General features: G+C 51.0%; 17 protein-coding genes and 1 pseudogene. 14 read left to right on the forward strand and 4 right to left on the reverse strand.

Features of this window, described 5'->3' with window-relative positions; genetic code table 11:
• The first annotated feature begins 72 nt into the window (after positions 1–72).
• Genes B2633_RS03660 through B2633_RS03675 form a run of 4 tightly spaced genes read left to right on the forward strand, consistent with a single transcriptional unit; the run spans position 73 to position 2,936 of the window.
• Positions 73–663: an RNA polymerase sigma factor gene (locus B2633_RS03660; RefSeq protein ID WP_483169213.1), complete on the forward strand. Its 591-nt coding sequence runs from the start codon at positions 73–75 to the stop codon at positions 661–663.
• On the forward strand, positions 663–1,130 hold the full coding sequence (locus B2633_RS03665; RefSeq protein WP_483169214.1) for a hypothetical protein: 468 nt from the start codon (positions 663–665) through the stop codon (positions 1,128–1,130). The genes B2633_RS03660 and B2633_RS03665 overlap by 1 nt, the downstream gene beginning before the upstream one ends.
• A 4-nt stretch (positions 1,131–1,134) precedes the next feature.
• Positions 1,135–1,989, forward strand: a complete 855-nt coding sequence (locus B2633_RS03670) for a hypothetical protein (protein WP_483169215.1) — start codon at positions 1,135–1,137, stop codon at positions 1,987–1,989.
• Positions 1,986–2,936, forward strand: coding sequence for a hypothetical protein (locus B2633_RS03675; RefSeq protein ID WP_483169216.1), 951 nt, complete (start codon positions 1,986–1,988; stop codon positions 2,934–2,936). Before B2633_RS03670 ends, B2633_RS03675 begins: the two co-directional genes overlap by 4 nt.
• A gap of 264 nt (positions 2,937–3,200) precedes the next feature.
• On the opposite strand, the gene pepT is transcribed toward B2633_RS03675, so the two are convergent.
• The 3 genes from pepT to B2633_RS03690 form a co-directional block, all read right to left on the reverse strand.
• Positions 3,201–4,430 carry a peptidase T gene (pepT, locus tag B2633_RS03680; protein WP_483169218.1) on the reverse strand — a complete coding sequence of 410 codons (1,230 nt, stop codon included), beginning with the start codon at positions 4,428–4,430 and terminating at the stop codon, positions 3,201–3,203.
• Positions 4,431–4,692: 262 nt separating this feature from the next.
• On the reverse strand, positions 4,693–5,265 hold the full coding sequence (locus B2633_RS03685; protein WP_483169220.1) for a nitroreductase family protein: 573 nt from the start codon (positions 5,263–5,265) through the stop codon (positions 4,693–4,695).
• Between the two features lie 80 nt (positions 5,266–5,345).
• Positions 5,346–5,717, reverse strand: coding sequence for a DUF5655 domain-containing protein (locus B2633_RS03690; protein WP_483169222.1), 372 nt, complete (start codon positions 5,715–5,717; stop codon positions 5,346–5,348).
• A 218-nt stretch (positions 5,718–5,935) separates the two neighbouring features.
• On the opposite strand from B2633_RS03690, the gene htpG reads away from it, so the two are divergent.
• From htpG to B2633_RS03705, 3 genes are all read left to right on the forward strand, one after another.
• Positions 5,936–7,822: a molecular chaperone HtpG gene (gene htpG, locus B2633_RS03695; protein WP_483169223.1), complete on the forward strand. Its 1,887-nt coding sequence runs from the start codon at positions 5,936–5,938 to the stop codon at positions 7,820–7,822.
• A 235-nt stretch (positions 7,823–8,057) separates the two neighbouring features.
• On the forward strand, positions 8,058–9,974 hold the full coding sequence (locus B2633_RS03700; protein WP_483169224.1) for a hypothetical protein: 1,917 nt from the start codon (positions 8,058–8,060) through the stop codon (positions 9,972–9,974).
• A 238-nt stretch (positions 9,975–10,212) separates the two neighbouring features.
• Complete coding sequence (locus B2633_RS03705) at positions 10,213–12,063, forward strand: PAS domain-containing protein (protein ID WP_483169226.1); 1,851 nt, start codon at positions 10,213–10,215, stop codon at positions 12,061–12,063.
• 74 nt (positions 12,064–12,137) lie between these two features.
• Here B2633_RS03705 and B2633_RS03710 read toward each other — a convergent pair whose 3' ends face one another.
• Entirely contained in the window at positions 12,138–13,199 is a 1,062-nt protein-coding gene (locus B2633_RS03710) for an RMD1 family protein (RefSeq protein ID WP_483169227.1), read from the reverse strand.
• 152 nt (positions 13,200–13,351) lie between these two features.
• On the opposite strand from B2633_RS03710, the gene lspA reads away from it, so the two are divergent.
• From lspA to B2633_RS03745, 7 genes and pseudogenes are all read left to right on the forward strand, one after another.
• The gene (gene lspA / locus B2633_RS03715) at positions 13,352–13,804 is read left to right on the forward strand and encodes a signal peptidase II (protein WP_483169228.1); all 453 of its coding nucleotides are present in this window, start codon (positions 13,352–13,354) and stop codon (positions 13,802–13,804) included.
• On the forward strand, positions 13,794–14,705 hold the full coding sequence (locus B2633_RS03720) for an RluA family pseudouridine synthase (protein WP_483169230.1): 912 nt from the start codon (positions 13,794–13,796) through the stop codon (positions 14,703–14,705). The genes lspA and B2633_RS03720 overlap by 11 nt, the downstream gene beginning before the upstream one ends.
• Positions 14,706–14,923: 218 nt before the next feature.
• Complete coding sequence (locus tag B2633_RS03725) at positions 14,924–15,439, forward strand: phosphatase PAP2 family protein (RefSeq protein WP_481038438.1); 516 nt, start codon at positions 14,924–14,926, stop codon at positions 15,437–15,439.
• A 38-nt stretch (positions 15,440–15,477) separates the two neighbouring features.
• Positions 15,478–16,581, forward strand: a complete 1,104-nt coding sequence (locus B2633_RS03730) for a glycosyltransferase family 4 protein (RefSeq protein WP_483169231.1) — start codon at positions 15,478–15,480, stop codon at positions 16,579–16,581.
• A 179-nt stretch (positions 16,582–16,760) separates the two neighbouring features.
• Positions 16,761–17,315, forward strand: a complete 555-nt coding sequence (pyrR, locus tag B2633_RS03735) for a bifunctional pyr operon transcriptional regulator/uracil phosphoribosyltransferase PyrR (protein WP_483169232.1) — start codon at positions 16,761–16,763, stop codon at positions 17,313–17,315.
• Between the two features lie 318 nt (positions 17,316–17,633).
• A complete protein-coding gene (locus B2633_RS03740) occupies positions 17,634–18,575 on the forward strand; it encodes an aspartate carbamoyltransferase catalytic subunit (protein WP_481038441.1) in 942 nt (313 codons plus the stop codon).
• A pseudogene (locus B2633_RS03745) lies at positions 18,559–18,817 on the forward strand (dihydroorotase); the annotation flags it as partial. The gene B2633_RS03740 and the pseudogene B2633_RS03745, both read left to right, overlap by 17 nt.

Here is an 18,817-nt window from a genome sequence, read left to right on the forward strand (position 1 = left end):
AGTCAAGAACCTTCCCCACTTGCTCTATAAGCAGGCTGGATATTCTCAAAAAATATTTTGCAGCCTGCAGGGTTGAGCTTCATTTTATCGTTATTATTAGAGAGAGCATGGGGGGTGGTCACGGTTGGGAATGAAAAAGAAAATACGCCTTTAATAACCGGTGACCTGAAGGCCTTCGAATCTTTTATCGATCAGTATAAAGCCTATGTTTTCGCGATTATTATGCGTTTTGTCAGCAATCCCGATGATGTTCAAGATATAGCCCAGGAGGTTTTTCTACAGCTTTATCATTCTCTGCCCCGGTACCGGCCTGAGCACCTGAAAGCCTGGGTGGGGAAGATTACCATCAACAAGGCCATTGATTGGAAGCGCAAACGAAACCGGCAATTGGAAATAGTGGATCATCCTGGTGAAATGAAGAACCCTTATCCTGCAGACCTGAATCCGGAGCAATTCGTTCTCCGCCGGGAGAGGGAGGTCCAACTGAAAGACCTGTTCCGGGAGTTGCCTCCGGGTTACCGCAAGGTGATCGTTAAGTATCATTTTGAAGGCAAGTCTTATCAAGAGATCGCCCGGGAAGAAGGCATCAGTTTGAAGACCGCGGAATCCCGCCTGTACCGGGCCAGGAAACTGCTGCGAGAACGATGGAAGGAGATAACCTGATGAAGCATTTCAGCAGAGCACAATGGCAAAACTTTAACCGGCATTCAAACGGGGCTGAAGTATCCTTGATGGAAGCCCATCTACAGACCTGCCAACAATGCCAGGCGCTTTTTCTGGAATGCATCGAGCAGGTTGAATTGGAGCGGGCGGAAGCCTTGATAACCCCTGATTTTACTGCCCAAACACTCGAACGGGTCAAGAAAGCAGGCCGGAAAAAGCAGCCTAAGATGCAGCCTGCCGGTGGCAGATTGCTGGCCTACTACACCGCGGCAGCCGTCCTGACCCTCATACTTACCGGCGGGGGTGTCCTGCAATCATTGAGCAGCAGGTTGATCTGGCCCGAATTCTACCCGCAGATACACAGAGCCATCAGTTATGAGAGGGTTTTCTATGACTGGCCGACGCAACTGCGAGAAAAGGCCGCGGGCTGGATGGATGAAATTGACGTATACAATAAGGGGAGGTAGAGCAGTGAAAAAAAAGAGCAGGTTTCTGGTATTTCTTTTATCTCCGATTCCTGGCCTTAGCCACCTCTATTTGGGGTGCCACCAACGGGCCCTGGTATTTTTCACAGTTTTCCTGGGGCTCTGTGTAGGCGGGATATTTATTGACAGCATGAGCGGCCATTATTTTCTTTCCGGCAATCTGATGCCCCTGATTTTCTTCGTCATAGCCCTGGTATGGTTTATCGCCCTGGCGGAAGCTTTGAGTCTGGCGGGTCAGAGTGCGTATGGCGATGGTGACGGGAATGACAGTGTGGATTCTGCACAACCGGGGTTGTTTTTGATCAGTGACCGCAAACTGATCGCCCTGGCCTTTTCCACTATTCCCGGGGCGGGGCATATGTTTTTGGGCCTATTGAAACAAGGCGCTCAATTGATGTCCGGATTCTTCCTCTTGCTGATTTTATCGGGCTGGCTGAATCTCAGTCTGTTAGCCTTTATTATACCGGTAATCTGGTTCTACAGCGTATTTGACATTTATCATATGCTGGAGGATGAGAGGGAAGTCTATCTGGATTCATCTATATTGTTCGACTGGTTTTCCACTCATCCCGGAACAGTGGGATGGGGGCTGATCGGTCTGGGTCTGCTGGTATTGCTGCAGCGCATCGTGAGTCCGCTGTTGGAGCCGCTGCTCAACGCAAGCCTGCGCGGCTATATTGAAACCACTTTTGTAGCCTTGTTGTTGATAGCCGGGGGGATCAAGCTTTTGCTGGGGAGTAAGGCGGCGGATCAAGAAAATACCGCGCCCGAAACAGGCGGGACCGAAATATATCAGGATATTGAAGCGGCAGAACGTCCTGACAGGGAGGAATTACCATGAGGAAGTGGCGGGTAGGTACGTTTTCCATGGGTTTGCTCATGGTCTTGAGCGGAGTCGGAATCCTTTTGGCGCAGATTCAGGGTATTTCGGCTTTGGGCTATGCACTGAAATGGTGGCCCTTGCTTTTTATAGTACTGGGTGTTGAGGTATTGCTGCAAAGCTATTTCTCCGGGGCTGAAAGCAGCCCGATCAAATATGACATTTTCAGCATTTTTATCATTCTGCTCATGGTTACATTTGGCTTGAGCCTGCAGGCCGCCAGTGAAACCGGATTAGTCCGTTATGTACAGCAGAATATCACTGCCGAAAGGTTCTATGTTCAGAGCGAGCGTGAAATAGCTGTGGAACAGGGGATTCAAAAAGTGGTGGTTGAAGCGGAACGCTGCGCCCGTCTGGAGGTAAGCACCGGCTCCGGGGAATCCATACTGTGCAACATACAAGCCGGAATTCGAAGTCAGTCCAAAGCGGAGGCCGAACAGATCCTGCAGAACCAGACCCAAGTTGCTGCCAGCAGGAGCGGCTCTACTATGTACCTGAGGCTGGGCTTTGCGGAAGCGTATAATCACGGAACCTTCTCGCTGGTGCTGCCCGAAAAAGTAGCGGTAGAAATCGCCCATGGACCGGCTTCTCTGGCAGTGGTCAACGCACAGCTTAAAAAAGATTGGCTCATCACCGGGGCTGGAAGCGTTGATGTCATTCTGGCTCCAAAGTCCGATGTATTGTTGTCAGTTATAGGTCCCGATCCTCTGGAATTAAAAGGCAATATGAACTGGACCGACCCCCAGGGCCAACCGGTTCAGGCGCCGGTTCGGCAGCAGGAGGGTCAGGTTCCGGAAAAGATCGGGGAAGAAAAGGGCAGCCAGGCTCAGGCCCGACTGGGGCAGGCGCTTCATAAGCTGAGTATTGTCCATAAAGGCGGCGGTATAACCGTCAACCAGCTGCCCTGAGGAACAGGTAAGCTGAAGCCGGATTTAGGAAGCGCAAGGCTTCAATATCCGGGATTAAAAGCAGACTATATCTGACCTGGATGAATATCTGTGAAGAAGAACATGATCTATTTATTATAACCCCCTGCCAGCCGGAAAGGGGAATGCATAATGGGTCCGGGCTGACATTGTCCTCGATAATGCCGGCTCATAGGGGAAAAAGAAACGCCCGGCAATCTGCGGGCGTTTGCTAAGGAGATCGGTCTGCTTGCGGTTTTTCGATTATCAGGCTGAGCCGGCCAGCAGTCGAACCATCCTGGTGATGACTTTGACTGCGGTCTGCATCGATTCCAGGCTGATAAACTCATAACGGCTGTGAAAATTATGACCGCCGGTGAAGATGTTGGGGCAGGGCAGACCCATAAAGGACAGCCGGGCGCCGTCGGTGCCCCCTCGCACCGGCTTGATCAAAGGATTGACGCCCTCCTTGAGCATGGCCTGCTCCGCCAGAGTCACTATGTGCAATACCGGTTCGATCTTTTCTTTCATGTTATAATACTGATCCTGCATGTTGAGGCTGATCGTCGATGCGCCGTATTTGCCGTTAAGGAAATCCACGCAGCTTTTCAAGTAGGCCTTCTTGGCCTCGAACCTGGACCGGTCATGGTTTCTGATTATATAGGTCATTTTAGCTTCTTCCACGCTGCCTTGCAGATGGCTGAGATGGTAAAAGCCTTGGTATTCACGGGTATATTCCGGACGCTCCTGGGGAGGCAGCATGGCATTCAGTTCCATAGCCAGCAAAATGGCATTTTTCATGCACATATAGGCCGAGCCCGGATGCACATTACAGCCTTTGATGTCGAGCACTGCCAGGGCGGCATTGAAGGTTTCGTATTCCAGTTCTCCCAATGCGCCGCCATCGACAGTATAGGCAAAATCCGCTCCGAAAGCAGCTACGTCAAAAAAGTCCGCGCCCTGCCCGATCTCTTCGTCGGGGGTAAAAGCCACCGCCAGCTTGCCGTGTTCAAAACCCGGCTCAGCCATGATGCCGGCCAATGCGGTGATAATTATGGCGATGCCGGCCTTGTTATCCGCTCCCAGGAGGGTGGTCCCGTCGCTGGTGATGATGGTTTGGCCTTGATAATTGCTGAGTTCAGGATAATCCTGCACTTTCAAGGTCAGGTTTAAAGCCTCATTTAACAGCAAATCACGGCCGTCGTAGCCGGCAAACACCCGGGGCTGTACATTTTTACCCGCTACCTCCGGACTGGTGTCCAGGTGGGCAATAAACCCTGCCGTGGGAAGCTTTTTGTCCGTATTAGCCGGTATTTCGGCCATTAAATAGCCTTTATCACTGAGGCTGATTTTGCTGAAACCTAACTGCCGCAGCTCATTCTCCAGGAGGCGGGCTAATTCCATTTGGCCGGGGGTGCTGGGATGAGTACCGGTATTTTCGGCAGATTGAGTATCAATCCTCACATATCTTAAAAACCTATCCAGTAATTGCTGCATATTTTACCTCCTAATAACCCGAGCCTGTTTTCCTTACTTTATCTTTCTCCTTTTCAGGCAATCTTCATCCTGCCCGGGTCTTACAAGCTGAGAATGGCCTTGGGCCATCCCAAGAATACCGGCAGCCCGGCTTGGCTGGTCACGTTCCTGCCTGAGCAAGAACATTTCTGGTCAAGGAAATGATATCCGAGCGTAACCGATGGGGATAAAAACGGCCCGGACTGCGGGCCGTTTTAAGCTTTAGCTGGGGGCGGTCTCTTTATTAGTCAATGAATGTTACCATTTCCTCGAGGGGCTTTCTGTTAATAGCGGCTGCACTTGAAGCGGGATAACCCAACACGATCATGCTCACTACATCAAGCTCATCGGGTATGTTTAACAATTGTTTAATTTTATCGGTTTCAAAAAGGCTGAACCATAAGCTGCCCAAACCCAGTGCATGTGCGGCCAGATGCATGTTCTGTATGGCGGCGCAGCAGGAAAAGGCATAGCCGGTGCCCCGGCCGGGCAGAAATTGATCTGCCCCGGTTTTCTTGGGATCGCCTGCTATCACAATTATTACCGGGGCTTCAGTCAGGAAGTCAATTTTAAATTTGCTCACCCATTTCCAGCCGCTGGCCTCATAAATCTTACCCAGGGTTTCCTGGCAGCTGACCTTCAAACGGGCCTTCATCTCTGGATTCTTTACTATCAGGAACTTCCAGGGCTGCAGGTTCATCACCGATGGAGCCCACTGACCGGCCTCTAAAATGGCATTCAGCTTTTCCTCCTCCACCGGCTTGCTCAAGTAACCGCGATAGGAACGCCTCCCCTTAATGGCAGTAAAAATATCCATATTACTCCTCCTCTTCATTTTTTATCCTATGTCTAAACTATACAACTATTTGATGAGGTTGAGAACCGCATCAAGAGAAGCTAACGGCTTCGCGCAAACTGATAGGCCTGATCAATCCAGGACTTCAATTCCGGATCTATTTCGGAGCTGTCGGAGATTATTATGTGATGTGTCCAGCGCCGGGGATACGGTTCGAGGACTTCGGCAATGCGAGGACTGTCAATGCGATGATGCAAGGCCAGGGTCAGTATTATATAATTGTCAGGACGGTTTTTCATAGGGCGTATGGGCAGCCACACCGCTGCGAAAAGTCGTTTGGCATAGAACGATATCTGGGTCTTATGCACTTTAAACTTTACGTCGTGGAAACTCAAAAGCACCGCTTCAATCGATTCATACAGGGGCAGGGTTTCGGGCATTTTAGCAAAGAACCGCTTGGCTTCAGCATTCATGATCAAAGACCTCCTCGGTTCATATTTTACGCCAAGGAGATGCAATACTGAAATATTTGCAGCCTTGAGGCGGCAGAGACTGCCAAGGCCTGCAAGCGGCATTATTGACCGGCCTATATCGCCTAACCAATATTGAATTCTTGCCGAATTTGGGGTATAAATTATTTTGAAAACTCTGGAATAAGAGTACAATCATTGAATGATCGAGGTGAATAACTATGGAGAAGATTCAATTTAAGACCGAATCCAAACGACTGCTGGATTTGATGATCAATTCGGTTTACACCAACCGGGAAATCTTTTTAAGAGAACTGATCTCCAACGCCAGCGATGCCATCGACAAGCTGTATTTCCGTTCACTTACCGACCAGCAGGTGGGGATGCAGCGTGAGGATTTCGCCATTCATATCTCCCTTGACAAAGACAACCGCATTCTCACTATATCGGATAATGGCATCGGGATGAATGCCGAAGAATTGGAGAGTAACCTGGGAACCATCGCCAATAGCGGTTCACTGGCCTTTATGCAGGAAACTGAAGGGGCTGTGGAAGATGTCGATATCATCGGTCAGTTCGGGGTGGGATTCTATTCCGCTTTTATGGTCAGCAAACGGGTGACGGTCCTGACCCGGAGGTTTGGAGAGGAAGAAGCCCTGCAATGGGAATCGGAGGGCCTGGACGGTTATGTCATCAATAAGGCCGACCGGCCAGGTGTAGGAACCGATATCATCCTGGCCCTTAAAGATAACAGCGATACCGACAACTACGACGAGTTTCTGGAAGAATACAAGATTCGCTCTATAGTTAAGAAATATTCCGATTATATCCGCTATCCCATAAGAATGGAAGTGGAGAAGAGGAGAGCGGTTGAGGGAAAAGAGGATGAATTCGAAAGCTATTTCGAAACCGAAACCCTGAACAGCATGATACCTATCTGGCGCAAGAACAAGAGCGAACTCAGTGACGAAGACTATGATTATTTCTACAAAGAGAAGTTCTTCGATTTCGAAAATCCGCTGCGGGTCATTCACAGCAAGACCGAAGGCAAGGCCACATATAACGCCCTGCTGTTCATCCCCGCCCGCGTCCCCTACAACTATTACAGCAAGGAGTATGAGAAAGGTCTGCAGCTCTATTCCAACGGGGTTCTGATCATGGACAAATGCGCCGACCTGCTGCCGGACCATTTTAGTTTCGTGCGCGGCCTGGTGGATTCCTCCGATTTATCCTTAAATATCTCCCGGGAAATGCTGCAGCATGACCGCCAGTTAAAATTGATCGCTTCTAATCTGGAGAAAAAGATAAAAAATGAATTGCTGGACATGCTGAACAACCAGCGCGAAACCTACGAAAAGTTTTACGAGAATTTCGGGCTGCAACTGAAGTGGGGCATTTACAGAGAATTCGGACTTAATCGGGAAATGCTCCTGCCCCTGTTGATGTTCCATTCTTCTAAAGAGAAGAAGCTGGTCACCATGTCTGAATACTTTGAGCGTATGCAGCCTGAACAGAAGTATATTTACTATGCCAGCGGGGAAAACGTGGATCGCATCGACCGCCTGCCCCAAACTGAACTGCTCAAAGACAAAGACCTGGAAATACTCTACCTCACCGATGAAATTGATGAATTTGCGCTCAAGATTTTGCGTGTTTATGAGGACAAAGAGTTTAAATCAGTCTCCAGCGGGGATCTGGGGCTGGAAGATGAGGGCGACGATCAGTCCGCTCAGGAACAATCCCAGGAATACCAGCCCTTGCTGGACTTCATGAAAGAAGCCCTGAGCGGCAAAGTTAAAGCTGTAAGGCTGTCGCAGCGCCTTAAATCCCATCCGGTCTGTCTGAGCAGTGAAGGCATGGTCTCGCTGGAGATGGAAAAGATTTTGAACAGCATGCCAACAGATCGTGAGGTCAAGGCAGAACGAATCCTGGAGATAAATTCCTGTCATCCCATTTTTCAAACTTTGCAGAAGCTGCATACTGAGGATCAGGACAGGTTAAAACTCTATACCGAGGTCATTTATAATCAGGCTTTGCTGATCGAGGGGTTGAACATCGAAGACCCGGTAGCCTTTTCAAATGCCGTATGCGATATTATGGCCGGGTAGCTGCAAGTCTCTCAAGCCAGTCAATCAAAAGGGAAAGAGTGCACCCTCTTTCTCTTTTTTACATCTTTTTTTGTCCGGAAATTAATATACATGGCTGATTGAGCCGTTTGAAGAACACCGTGCCCCTGGTGGTTTCAATCTATGGTCAAAACCGGTACAATGGGCATAGGAATAACAATTGAGGAGATCATTGCCAGGATTCAGTAGCGGATGTGATAATAAGGAGGTTAACGGAATGAACGGGAAAAGATGGATATGCTGCATACTGACAGCATTGCTCCTATGTTGGGCGGCCCCGGGAACCGCTCTCGCGGCTGAAGCGGCGTCGGGGACGGCCAGTGCCGTAGTTGGAGGTATAGTGGAGTTTGATTACAACAGCTCCCTGCAGGGGGTGCCGCCAGGGGCTGCGGCAACAGCAACACCGGTCAGCCTGGTGGCGAGGCAGGGGATTGTCGTTGCCGGGCCGGTCCTGAGACTTGATGTCAGCGGTATACCGGCCGAATTATGGCAAAGTGGCTTGCTGATGAAAATGCCCTGCCAGGGTGAAGATGCCGTGCTGGCCTATTACAATCAAACCCGCCAACCCTGGCCGGCCTGGGAGATGGTCCCGGGCTCAACTGTAGTGAAGCAAAACGGGAACTGCTATGCTCTGGGGCGAATCACCAAGCCGGGAATTTATGCTCCTATAGCCCTGAATGCCCGGCTGATAGCAGATTCCATTACCGAAGAGCAGATACCGGTGCAGTATGGCGAGCGCTTTGTATTTCCGCAAATCCCCGCGGGCTACGGCATTAAGATAATGAATACCAGCAAACCTGAGTTGGTCGGGACTGATGGCCAGGTAGGCGTGCCTCCTTATTATTTTGATACTGCCGCCAGCGTGAATTTCAGGATCTTTAAGGGCGATGATTACGCCGATAGCGGCCACATGATGGCCAAAGTACTGGCCCCCGCTTCGGCGGCTCAGGCCAAACGGGCCTACACCGCGTTAAAATCCATAGGCACGGCCCTGGGGCCAATACAGTACGCCAGCAGTTATGATGAACTGCAAGGGGCTCTGTCTGCCTGGAGGCAGCGGGAATTTCCGCAAATGCAACATTTGTTCGGAAGAGATGTCAAGCCCGAGCAATTTCTGAACCTGATTAACCGGGTTGATACGGAACGGCTGCGCATTTTAACGGCACATGGCAATGAGCTGCTGAAAGGCTACGGCAGCAGTGAAACCGAAGCCAGAATGCTGATGGATATTTACAGCATCAGGGCCTGGCAGGAGGTATGCAAAGAAGAGCCCTACCTGTGGTTTACCCAAGCCCTGGATGGTATGGGCTGGAGTTTCGACACCCTTCTTTCCATACAAAATAGTTTATCCCGGGTGATCGATGCCGATGGCCAGGGCAGCTTGAACCATACCCGCGCCCTTTTGCGCCAGCATACCGAGCTCGCCGGAGGCCAGCGCCACCTGGCGCGAGGGGAGAAGGCCGCCTACGAATTGAGATTCTTTGGGGAGAACACCGGCTTGAATGTCAATGATTATGTGCAATGGCGTTCCAGCAATACACAGCTCTTTTCTTTCAGCGATCAGCAAGGCCAACCGGCAGCCGGCGGCAGCTTGAATCCGTTGTGGCAGGTGGGCGATGGCGAGGCTGTAATTTCTGCCGGCAGCAAAAGCAACCTTGAACCACCGGCATATATTGTGAAGTTCAAGGTGGGGAGCAACGTCCCGCCCGGTTTATTCGTGGAATCGCTTCCAGACGGGCTGAAAGGAACCCCTTACCGGGTGGACCTGTTAGCTTATGGGGGCTATGGAGTCCGTGATTGGAAGATCTCCTCCGGACGTCTGCCGGCCGGATTGGAATTGGCGGACGGGGTCATCAAGGGCATCCCCATGGAATACGGCAACTTCTCTTTCACGGTACAATTCAAAGACACCTTTTATAAAGATACAAAGAACTATGAGCTGTACGTTCTGCCCGAAAACAGCGAGGAAAACCTGTTGCAGTATCAGCGCAGCCAGCTCTGGTATCATTACCTCCCGGCCGAGACTGAACATCTGAGCATGCTCTATACCCATGCGCAAGCAGTTAACGACAAACAGTGGCAGGAGATTCTGGGCCCGTATTTTAACAGCAAACTCTTGCAACAATATCGCTGATGAATATTCAATCTCCGGGCCTGCCTGATTTTAAATCAGGATAAGGCCCGGAGGCTTTTGAAGCCGTTATCGTGATAATACCGGGCAAAATTAAAAATTGTCTGGGCAGCAGGATTATTTCTTGAAACAGTCGAAAAGGATGTTATATTATATATAATCTCATTAAACGTATTACATTTTGAAAGTAAATCTGTATAGATAGCTTTGATTGATTTGGTTGGAAGAGGAGCTGAAACACATGGTGCGATACAGAAACTTCCTGGACTGCATCGAATCTCCACTGGTAGCTATCAACAAAGACCTGCAGATAGTTTATTGTAATCCCGCCTATGCTCGTTTAGCAGGTCAGGCGGTCGATGATATCATTGGGCATAAATGGCCGGAAGTCCTTCCGGAATTGGTTGGCAGCAATACCCAGGACGCTTATATGCAGGTATTGGAAACCGGCCAGATGGGAACGGTGGAAAGCAAGGTCAGCCATCGTTTTTTCATCGAGCGCATCTATACCACCCCGGACGGGCTGGTGTCTATATTTGACGATGTGAGCGCCGCCCGGCGCTTTGAGGCTGTAGCCCAGGAATTAGGCAGCAAATATCATGAGGTATTTGACGAAGCCTGGGATTCAATCTTTCTCTTGGATACCTACACTACCGACATTTTACACATGAACCGTTCCGCCTGTGAGATGTTTGGCTATAGCCGCGAGGAATTGGTGCGGCTCAATATCGGGAATCTGTGTCCGGAAGAGCCGCCCTACAGCGGTGAAGAGTTTAAACGCTGGCTGCGTATGTCTTCAGACTCCCGCGCACAATCCATGGAGTGGAGGATGCGCGACCGCAATGGCCGGGTGTTCTGGATCGAGGTCAAGTCCAAGCGCGTGGTTTTTGAAGATCGTACCCGCCTGATGGCAGCCGTACGTGATATCAATCCGGTCAAACTGGCGGGAGAGAAGCTGCGCCATTCCCGGGATACCTATGAGGATTTCTTCCATAATGCCAGTGACATGATCTTTGTGCACGATTTGGGCGGCAACTTGATATCGGTCAACCCCGCGGCGGAGCGCATTACCGGTTATTCGGTAGCCGAACTGGTGCGTATGAATATTCAGGAACTGGCAGATAATGAAAGCCTGGATTTGCTGCGCGGTTTTCAATACCAGCGCCTGGCTCCGGGCCGTCATATCAGCTATGAAATAAAGATTATAACCAAGTGGGATACCCAGACTTATCTGGACGTGAGCATCTGGCCGCTTTATGCCAATGGCAAAATTGTTGCGGTGCAGGGGATTGCCCGCAGCATAACGCGCATTAAGGAAGAGATGAGCCGCCTGATTACGTCCGAACAGGACTTAAAAGGCCTGGCGGATTGCCTTCCTGATGCCACTATGGCCATCGATATGGAGGGCAAAGTGGTGGTCTGGAACAAAGCCATGGAGCGCCTCACCGGCATCAAAGCCAACGATATGCTGGGTAAGGGCGATTTTGAGTACGCCTTGGCCTTCTACGAAAGCAGGCGTCCTATTATGGTAGACCTGGTTCTAAGGCCGGAGGAGGTCAAGCAGTATTACAAGGTCATTGAAGTTGATGATTATACCGTTATCAGCGAGTTCAAAACCCCTAAACTGCGGGGTCAGGGGCGGAATCTATGGGGCCGGGCGATGCCCTGGTACAACGAGGGCGGCAAGCTCTTGGGAGCCATAGAATGCCTGCGCGATGTAACCGAACGTTATATTATACTGCAGAATCACAAAAACTGGCTGCGCCAATCCGAAGCCCAGGGCAAGCAATTGATCGCGGCCTTAAACAGCCTTGGGGCAAAGGTATTGACTTATGACAGCAAAGGGAATATAGACGCCGTGACCGGGGCCATGGCTGAATGGCTGGGTTATGAAAAACCCGCCCAGCTGGTAGGTAAAGCCCTGGCAATAGTATTAGGCGACGATGAGCAGGCTAAATTGCTGGCTAACCAGGCCGGGGTGGAATCTATGGAGTGGATCGGCAAGGATGGCAGCAAGCTAACGGCCAGCGCTGAAATTCAGACTATTCCTCACGAAGACCAGTTCAGCGGGGGCATGATCCGCTTAATATAGCATAAGAAGAGGAGAAGAGGGACGTTTGACCCAAGGGGCGCCTGTTTAATAGCAGCTTCCCTTGGGTCTTACGTTTACCACAGGGTTTCTATAATGGTAAAGCTGAACTCCAGGGCGATGAGGATGATGATGATCCACTCCAGGAAATTGGAGTGCTGAACATTGACCTCATTACTAAGCAAGGCATAATTCTGCTGTATCACCTGCAGTCTGCGGTTGACACTCTCACTCCACTGCTCGGCGCGCAGAACCTTTAAAGTCATCTGATAGACCCGGGCATAATAGATGTCTTCGGTAATCTTGATAAAGTTGTCTATTCTCTCGGCGACTTCACTGATTTCAGCGATGAATTCCATCAAGCGGCTCATAATGCGCCGATACTGACGGCTGCGTTTAAAACTGGAGTCTTTGTCCACCTTTTGGATGTCATCGTACATGCGATCCATATGCCGGGTTAGAATATCTCCGTAATATCTCAGTTCCAGGAGCTGCACATTGGCGAATTCTATCAAATCGCGCAAATCAGCCGGGTCCTCGCGGTCACAGATCAAGGCGGTATCCCAGGTAACGATGACGAAGTCGTCCTGGCTATAGCTGAGGCGGTTTTTCATAATCTGATCCCGGAGCTGTGAACTGAAATCAGCCTGCTCGCCCATCAATAAAGCTGCTGCATCACTTATTTGTTCAGGACTTTCAATATGATAGATAGTGTAGTCTTCATAAAAAGCGGCCTCAATGCTTACACAGGGTAGAACCGCCTTTAACAGGCTTTGCAGTTGTGTCAGGCAGTTGCCAAAAACATCTTCCAGGCTTTTCTGAGCCGCGAAGTCCAGGGCGACATTTTCGATATGGGGCAGGGAGTCATCATTCTGATATTTTAAACACAAGCTGACCGCTCCGATATCATAAATCCTGGCCTGACATTCAAGGCTCAGTTTTCCGCCGCTCCATAGCATTTCCTGCGCCCCTAACTTCAAGACCAGAGGGGGGACCTCCATATGAATCGATTTGGGATTGATACGGATCAATCGGTGCCTGGCCAGACCGTGTTCCCCGCCCCAGGATCGCTCTACTTGATTAAGATCGATTTCTTCGCATCCGGTTTCATAAACCCGGTAGAAATAGATTGCGTACATGGTTTGCACCTCCCTGCAATTTAGTATAACCCAGGCCGGGCCGACTCTAGCCTTCCGGAATACCCGCAGTTTAAAAGGCGGGCGGGTTGTTTTGCCCGGCGGGGTGGCGTAAAATGATAGATACGCAATTTACAGGACTATGGAGGATTAAAGTGCGATTCTGGTTATGTATGGCAGCTGTCCTGCTGTTAGATCAGTGGAGTAAATGGATGGTGGCGGTTAAAATCGCGCCCGGACAGAGTGTGGAGGTCTGGCCCGGAGTGATGTGGTTTACCCATGTGTTCAATCGCGGGGCCGCATTCAGTATCATGCAGGGGCAGACCATTTACTTTATGGCGGCCGCAGTTGTTGTGGTGGTGGCGTTAATGGCATATAATCTTTTTGCCAAACCGCAGCCCCTCCTGCAGCTTATTACCGGAATGATGGCCGGGGGAGCCGCCGGGAATCTTCTGGACCGATACCGGCAGGGCCATGTCGTCGATTTCATCGACTTCCGGTTCTGGCCGGTATTCAATGTGGCTGATATAGCCATCGTAATGGGCGGCATTCTGCTGGTGGCCTATTTTATCTGGTGGGATAAGGATGGTCAAAGCAATGAACGATAAAACCACTTGGCGGGTGGATGAGGATCTTGAGGGTGAACGCCTGGACGCTTTTGTGGCGGAGCGTATGGAGTGTTTATCGCGCTCACAGGCGCAGAAATTGATCGGGGATGGCCGGGTCTGGGTGGATGGAGAGGTTCGCAAGGCCAGCTACAAAATCAAGTCCGGAGAAGTAGTGGCGGTGGAAGTGCCGCCGCCGGCCGCAGTCGATTTGCAGGCTGAAGACATCCCCTTGGAGATTGTCTATCAGGACAGTAATGTGGTAGTATTCAACAAACCTAAAGGCTTGGTAGTGCATCCCGCGCACGGCAACTGGGAGCATACCCTGGTGAATGCCCTGCTTTATCATGTCAAAGACCTCTCCGGTATCAACGGCGAGTTGCGGCCGGGCATAGTCCATCGCCTGGATAAAGATACCTCGGGGGTGATGGTGGCGGCTAAAAATGATGCGGCGCACCGTGCCCTGGCGGAGCAGATAAAGGCGCACACCATTGAACGCCAATACCTGGCTTTAGTTTATGGGGTCATAAAGGAGAACCTGGGAACTATCGACGCGCCCATCGGCAGAAGCAAAACTGACCGCAAAAAAATGGCGGTGACAGCCGATGGACGTCCCGCCATCAGCCAGTACCAGGTTTTAGAGCGGTTTAAAGATTATACCCTGTTAAAGGTAAAGCTGCTAACCGGGCGCACCCATCAGATCCGAGTGCATATGCAGTATATAAAGCATCCCGTGGTGGGAGATCCCCTCTATACTTCCCGTAAAGCACCTCCGGGGGTCAATTCCCAGCTGCTGCATGCCTGTCTTTTAGGCTTCCATCATCCCGAGAGCGGTGAATACCTGGAATTCACCTCCGACCCGCCCGCTGAATTTGTACAATTCCTGTCAGCCCTGCGGGGATAACGCTGCGTGACGGTGACAAATGGATGACCAAAAAGAACCGGCCCCATTTGTCACCCCCGGCATCCAAAAAAACAGTTACAAGCGAAGTCGAATTAGGTAATATAATAAGTGATGCTCTTGATATGGGGATATTTTGGCGGGGTGTTTCATATAATGAAAAACCCTATCTTAGTTAAAATCTTAGGACATGGCATCGGGGTTGGGGAAGGAGAATACCATTGAATTCTATTATCGGCTATTTCCGGGGGCGGGAGTTGAAACTGCTCTATTTTATCAATCAGCACTATAAATGCCGGGTCCTGGACATCATTATGCAGATTCTCACCAACCTGGGCTCTTTGCCGGCAATTGTGGCAGTGCCTTTGATTCTGCTGCTGTCAGATCACCCCTACTTGATCGACCTGGGCCAGGATATGGCCATGGTGCTGATCATTAGCCAGATACTGGTGCATACCATTAAATTCATGGTTTACAGGGAGCGGCCCTTCAAGGTGTTGGAAGATATCATCGCCAATAAGCCGCCGACTTCCAAACGTTCCTTTCCTTCGGGACATACCTGTGCGGCCTTTGCGCTGGCTTTGCCGGTGTCTTATGTAGTGCCGGATATGGCCCCGCTGGTATTGGGAATGTCCGCTCTGGTAGGAGTTTCCCGGGTTTATCTGGGAGCGCATTATCCCAGTGATGTTTTGGCCGGGGTGGGAATAGCTCTGGCATCGTTCTATATGGTCTTATAACCGCAAATAATATTAAATGTAAAGGGCCTATAATTGTCATGCGTATAGCGGTTTTTTCAGATACTTATTTCCCCCAGGTAAACGGGGTTAGCGTAATCCTGGGTAAAATGAAAGATTACATGAAGCAAAATGACATAGAATACCTGTATTTTGTTCCTGGGGATGCAGCAGAACCCGGGGTTTTTACTTTTGGAGGCGCCAAGTTCCCGCTTTATCCGGAACTGCTCATAACCATGCCCGGCTATCATAAGATAGAAAAGATACTGAATGAGTTCAGGCCCGATATGGTGCATCTGGCCACTGAATTTTCACTGGGCTGGCAGGGGATGAAATACGCCCTGCGCCATGATCTGCCTTTGACCTCTACCTATCACACCAACTTTGTGCAGTATTTGCGTTATTACGGGATGCCTTTCCTGGAAAGACCAGGCTGGCGTTACCTGCGCTGGTTTCACAACCGCTGTCTGGTGAATTTCAGTCCATCGGTAAGCACCCTGCGCCTGCTGGAGGAGCACGGTATTCCGAACTTGAGGCATTGCCCGCATGGCATCGACAGTGAGCTTTTTAACCCGCTTTATCGCAGCGAGGAACTGCGCTCACGTTATGTTTCCGGGTCTGAGGGGATCATACTCCTCTATGTAGGGCGCATTGCTCCGGAAAAGGATCTGGAGGTCTTAATGGAGGCCGCCGGCCTGCTCAACCGGCGCGGTCTGGAGTATAAACTGCTGATGGTGGGGGACGGCCCCTCGCGCCACAAGCTGGAAGAACTTAATATTGAAAATATATTGTTTCTTGGTTACCAGCGCGGACAGGAGCTTTACGATCTCTACGCTTCGGCGGATATATTTGTTTTCCCTTCGGTGACCGAAACTTTCGGCAATGTCGTACTTGAAGCCATGGCTTCCGGACTGCCGGTGGTGGCCGCCTTGGCCGGCGGGGTGGAGGACAATCTGCTGCCGGGCCAAAACGGTCTGGCCTTCAAACCCGGTGATGCCTTTGATATGGCCGGGCAGATCGAACTCCTCATGACCCGGGCAGAGATGCGCCGGACCCTGGCCCGAGGAGCCCTGGAGCACGCTCGTTCCCGCAGCTGGGACGAGATCCTGGCCGACTTCTACCATGTCCTGGGAGGACTGCTGTGAGCCCCTCAAGAGACGAGGAAAAGATTTGACACACTACCCGGGTTTGATTACAATTGCTTAAGAGCCTTTAAGTTGGCCCCGTGAGGCTAGCAAGGATTAAACGCGTTAGGTATGCCTGCCTTGAGTCTTGCGGACCGTGGCAGGCTTTTTATTTGGCGGAGGATCAGGAGGGATAAGGCTTGAACCTGCGGGATAAAAACGTGATTATGGACCAGGTTGGGATGAAAAGGGCCCTGACTCGTATCGCCCATGAGGTCGTAGAGAAGAACAAGGGAGTTGAAGACCTGGTGGTGGTAGGCATCCGCCGCCGCGGGGGACCGCTGGCACAGCGACTGGCCGAACGCATCGGAGAGATAGAGAGCGTCAAGGTGCCGGTGGGCATTTTAGATATCACCCTGTACCGGGACGACCTGACTACCCTTTCCACCCAGCCCATGGTGCATCGCACCGAGGTTGACTTTGACATCAACGGCAAGGTGATTATCCTGGTAGACGATGTCCTATACACCGGGCGAACCGTGAGGGCGGCCATGGATGCCTTGATAGACCTGGGCCGGCCGCGGCGCATTCAACTGGCGGTTTTGGTGGACAGAGGCCACCGGGAGCTGCCCATCAAAGCGGATTACATAGGAAAAAATGTTCCCACCTCCGCTCAAGAAATTGTATCGGTTCTGGTGGCGGAGATCGATGGAACAGATAAAGTGGTAATACAAGAACCGGTAGCGGAAACATAAATAACATCCCTTTAAATTGGTCCCGAGAGGCCAGCAAGGGAGAAAGCCTCAGCCGAAGCGGAACCTTCCTTGCAGCATCACAAGGAAGGTTTTTTTGTGCCTGCATATAAGGAGGCCAAGGATTAACAGGGAAAACAAAGACGACCCGCCAAACGGAGAGAGGTCTTCTAAGGCAGTCGGGCGGCCGGCTTGACATCTGAAGGACTCATTCGCTATAAGCGGCTGAATACTCTGGCGTAGCTTAAGGAAAAAACTCAAACCGGCCGGGGAGTTGTGCGCTAGTTGATAGGTAAGGCTAGGTAATAAGGAGGCGTTAAGGTGAAACTGGACCGGAGGAAAGACTTGCTGGGCATCAAGGATCTGAGCAGGGCTGAAATTGATCAGATTCTGAATACTGCGGTGCCCATGAAGGACGTAATCAAACGCGATATCAAAAAGGTTCCCACCCTTAGAGGGAAAGCCATGGTGACCATTTTTTATGAGAACAGCACCCGCACCCGCACCTCATTTGAGATTGCGGGCAAATACCTGAGCGCGGATACCGTCAATCTGGCAGTGAGTACCAGCAGCGTGCAGAAGGGAGAGAGCCTGCGCGATACCATCAAGACCATTGAGGTGATGGGCTTCGATCTTATGGTAATGCGCCACAGCATGAGCGGGGCTCCCCATTACGCAGCCCGCAACACTAATATGCGAGTCGTCAATGCCGGCGACGGACAGAACGAACACCCTACCCAGGCCTTGCTGGATATGTTCACCATCAAAGAGCACAAAGGCACCCTGGAAAATCTGAAGGTCGCTATCGTGGGAGATATACTCCACAGCCGGGTGGCCCGCTCCAATATCTACGGACTAACCCGGTACGGCTGCGAGATTCGAGTTGTGGGGCCTTCCACACTAATTCCTCCAGAAGTGGAGAAGCTGGGGGTAAAAAGCTATTATAGCCTGGAAGAAGCGGTTAAAGGAGCTGATGTGGTCAACATCCTGCGCATACAGCGGGAACGGCAGCAGGCCGCATTGTTTCCCTCCCTGGATGAATATGCCGACCTCTACATGGTCAATCCGCAGCGCCTCAAAGGCGCCCAGGAGGATGCCCTGATCCTGCACCCCGGTCCCATGAACCGGGGGGTGGAAATTTCCAGCGCCCTGGCCGACAGCACGCAGGCTTTGATCAACGAACAGGTGACAAACGGAGTGGCAGTGAGAATGGCCATTCTATTCCTGATGATGGGGGGTTCCAAAGATGAAATTGCTGGTTAAAGGCGGGCGGGTGATAGATCCCGAAAATAAGCGGGACGAGCTATTGGACATTCTGGTGGAAGACGGCAAAATAACCAGGGTGGGCAAGAGCCTCAAGTCTAAGGATGCAGAAACCCTGGATGCAGCCGGAAAAATAGTGTGCCCCGGATTTATAGATATTCATGTCCATCTGCGCGAACCCGGTTTCGAATATAAAGAAGACCTGGCCTCCGGCACCCGTGCGGCAGCGGCAGGCGGGTTTA

Source organism: Syntrophomonas sp. UBA1041 (assembly GCF_002316705.1).
Classification (GTDB): domain Bacteria; phylum Bacillota; class Syntrophomonadia; order Syntrophomonadales; family Syntrophomonadaceae; genus DTU019.

Bases quoted from the DNA above. Each gene is read 5' to 3' on its own strand.
- B2633_RS03665 (WP_483169214.1), top strand. From the start codon at position 663: ATGAAGCATTTCAGCAGAGCACAATGGCAAAACTTTAACCGGCATTCA.
- B2633_RS03675 (WP_483169216.1), top strand. From the start codon at position 1,986: ATGAGGAAGTGGCGGGTAGGTACGTTTTCCATGGGTTTGCTCATGGTC.
- pepT (WP_483169218.1), bottom strand. From the start codon at position 4,430: ATGCAGCAATTACTGGATAGGTTTTTAAGATATGTGAGGATTGATACT.
- B2633_RS03685 (WP_483169220.1), bottom strand. From the start codon at position 5,265: ATGGATATTTTTACTGCCATTAAGGGGAGGCGTTCCTATCGCGGTTAC.
- B2633_RS03690 (WP_483169222.1), bottom strand. From the start codon at position 5,717: ATGAATGCTGAAGCCAAGCGGTTCTTTGCTAAAATGCCCGAAACCCTG.
- htpG (WP_483169223.1), top strand. From the start codon at position 5,936: ATGGAGAAGATTCAATTTAAGACCGAATCCAAACGACTGCTGGATTTG.
- B2633_RS03700 (WP_483169224.1), top strand. From the start codon at position 8,058: ATGAACGGGAAAAGATGGATATGCTGCATACTGACAGCATTGCTCCTA.
- B2633_RS03705 (WP_483169226.1), top strand. From the start codon at position 10,213: ATGGTGCGATACAGAAACTTCCTGGACTGCATCGAATCTCCACTGGTA.
- B2633_RS03710 (WP_483169227.1), bottom strand. From the start codon at position 13,199: ATGTACGCAATCTATTTCTACCGGGTTTATGAAACCGGATGCGAAGAA.
- B2633_RS03720 (WP_483169230.1), top strand. From the start codon at position 13,794: ATGAACGATAAAACCACTTGGCGGGTGGATGAGGATCTTGAGGGTGAA.
- B2633_RS03730 (WP_483169231.1), top strand. From the start codon at position 15,478: ATGCGTATAGCGGTTTTTTCAGATACTTATTTCCCCCAGGTAAACGGG.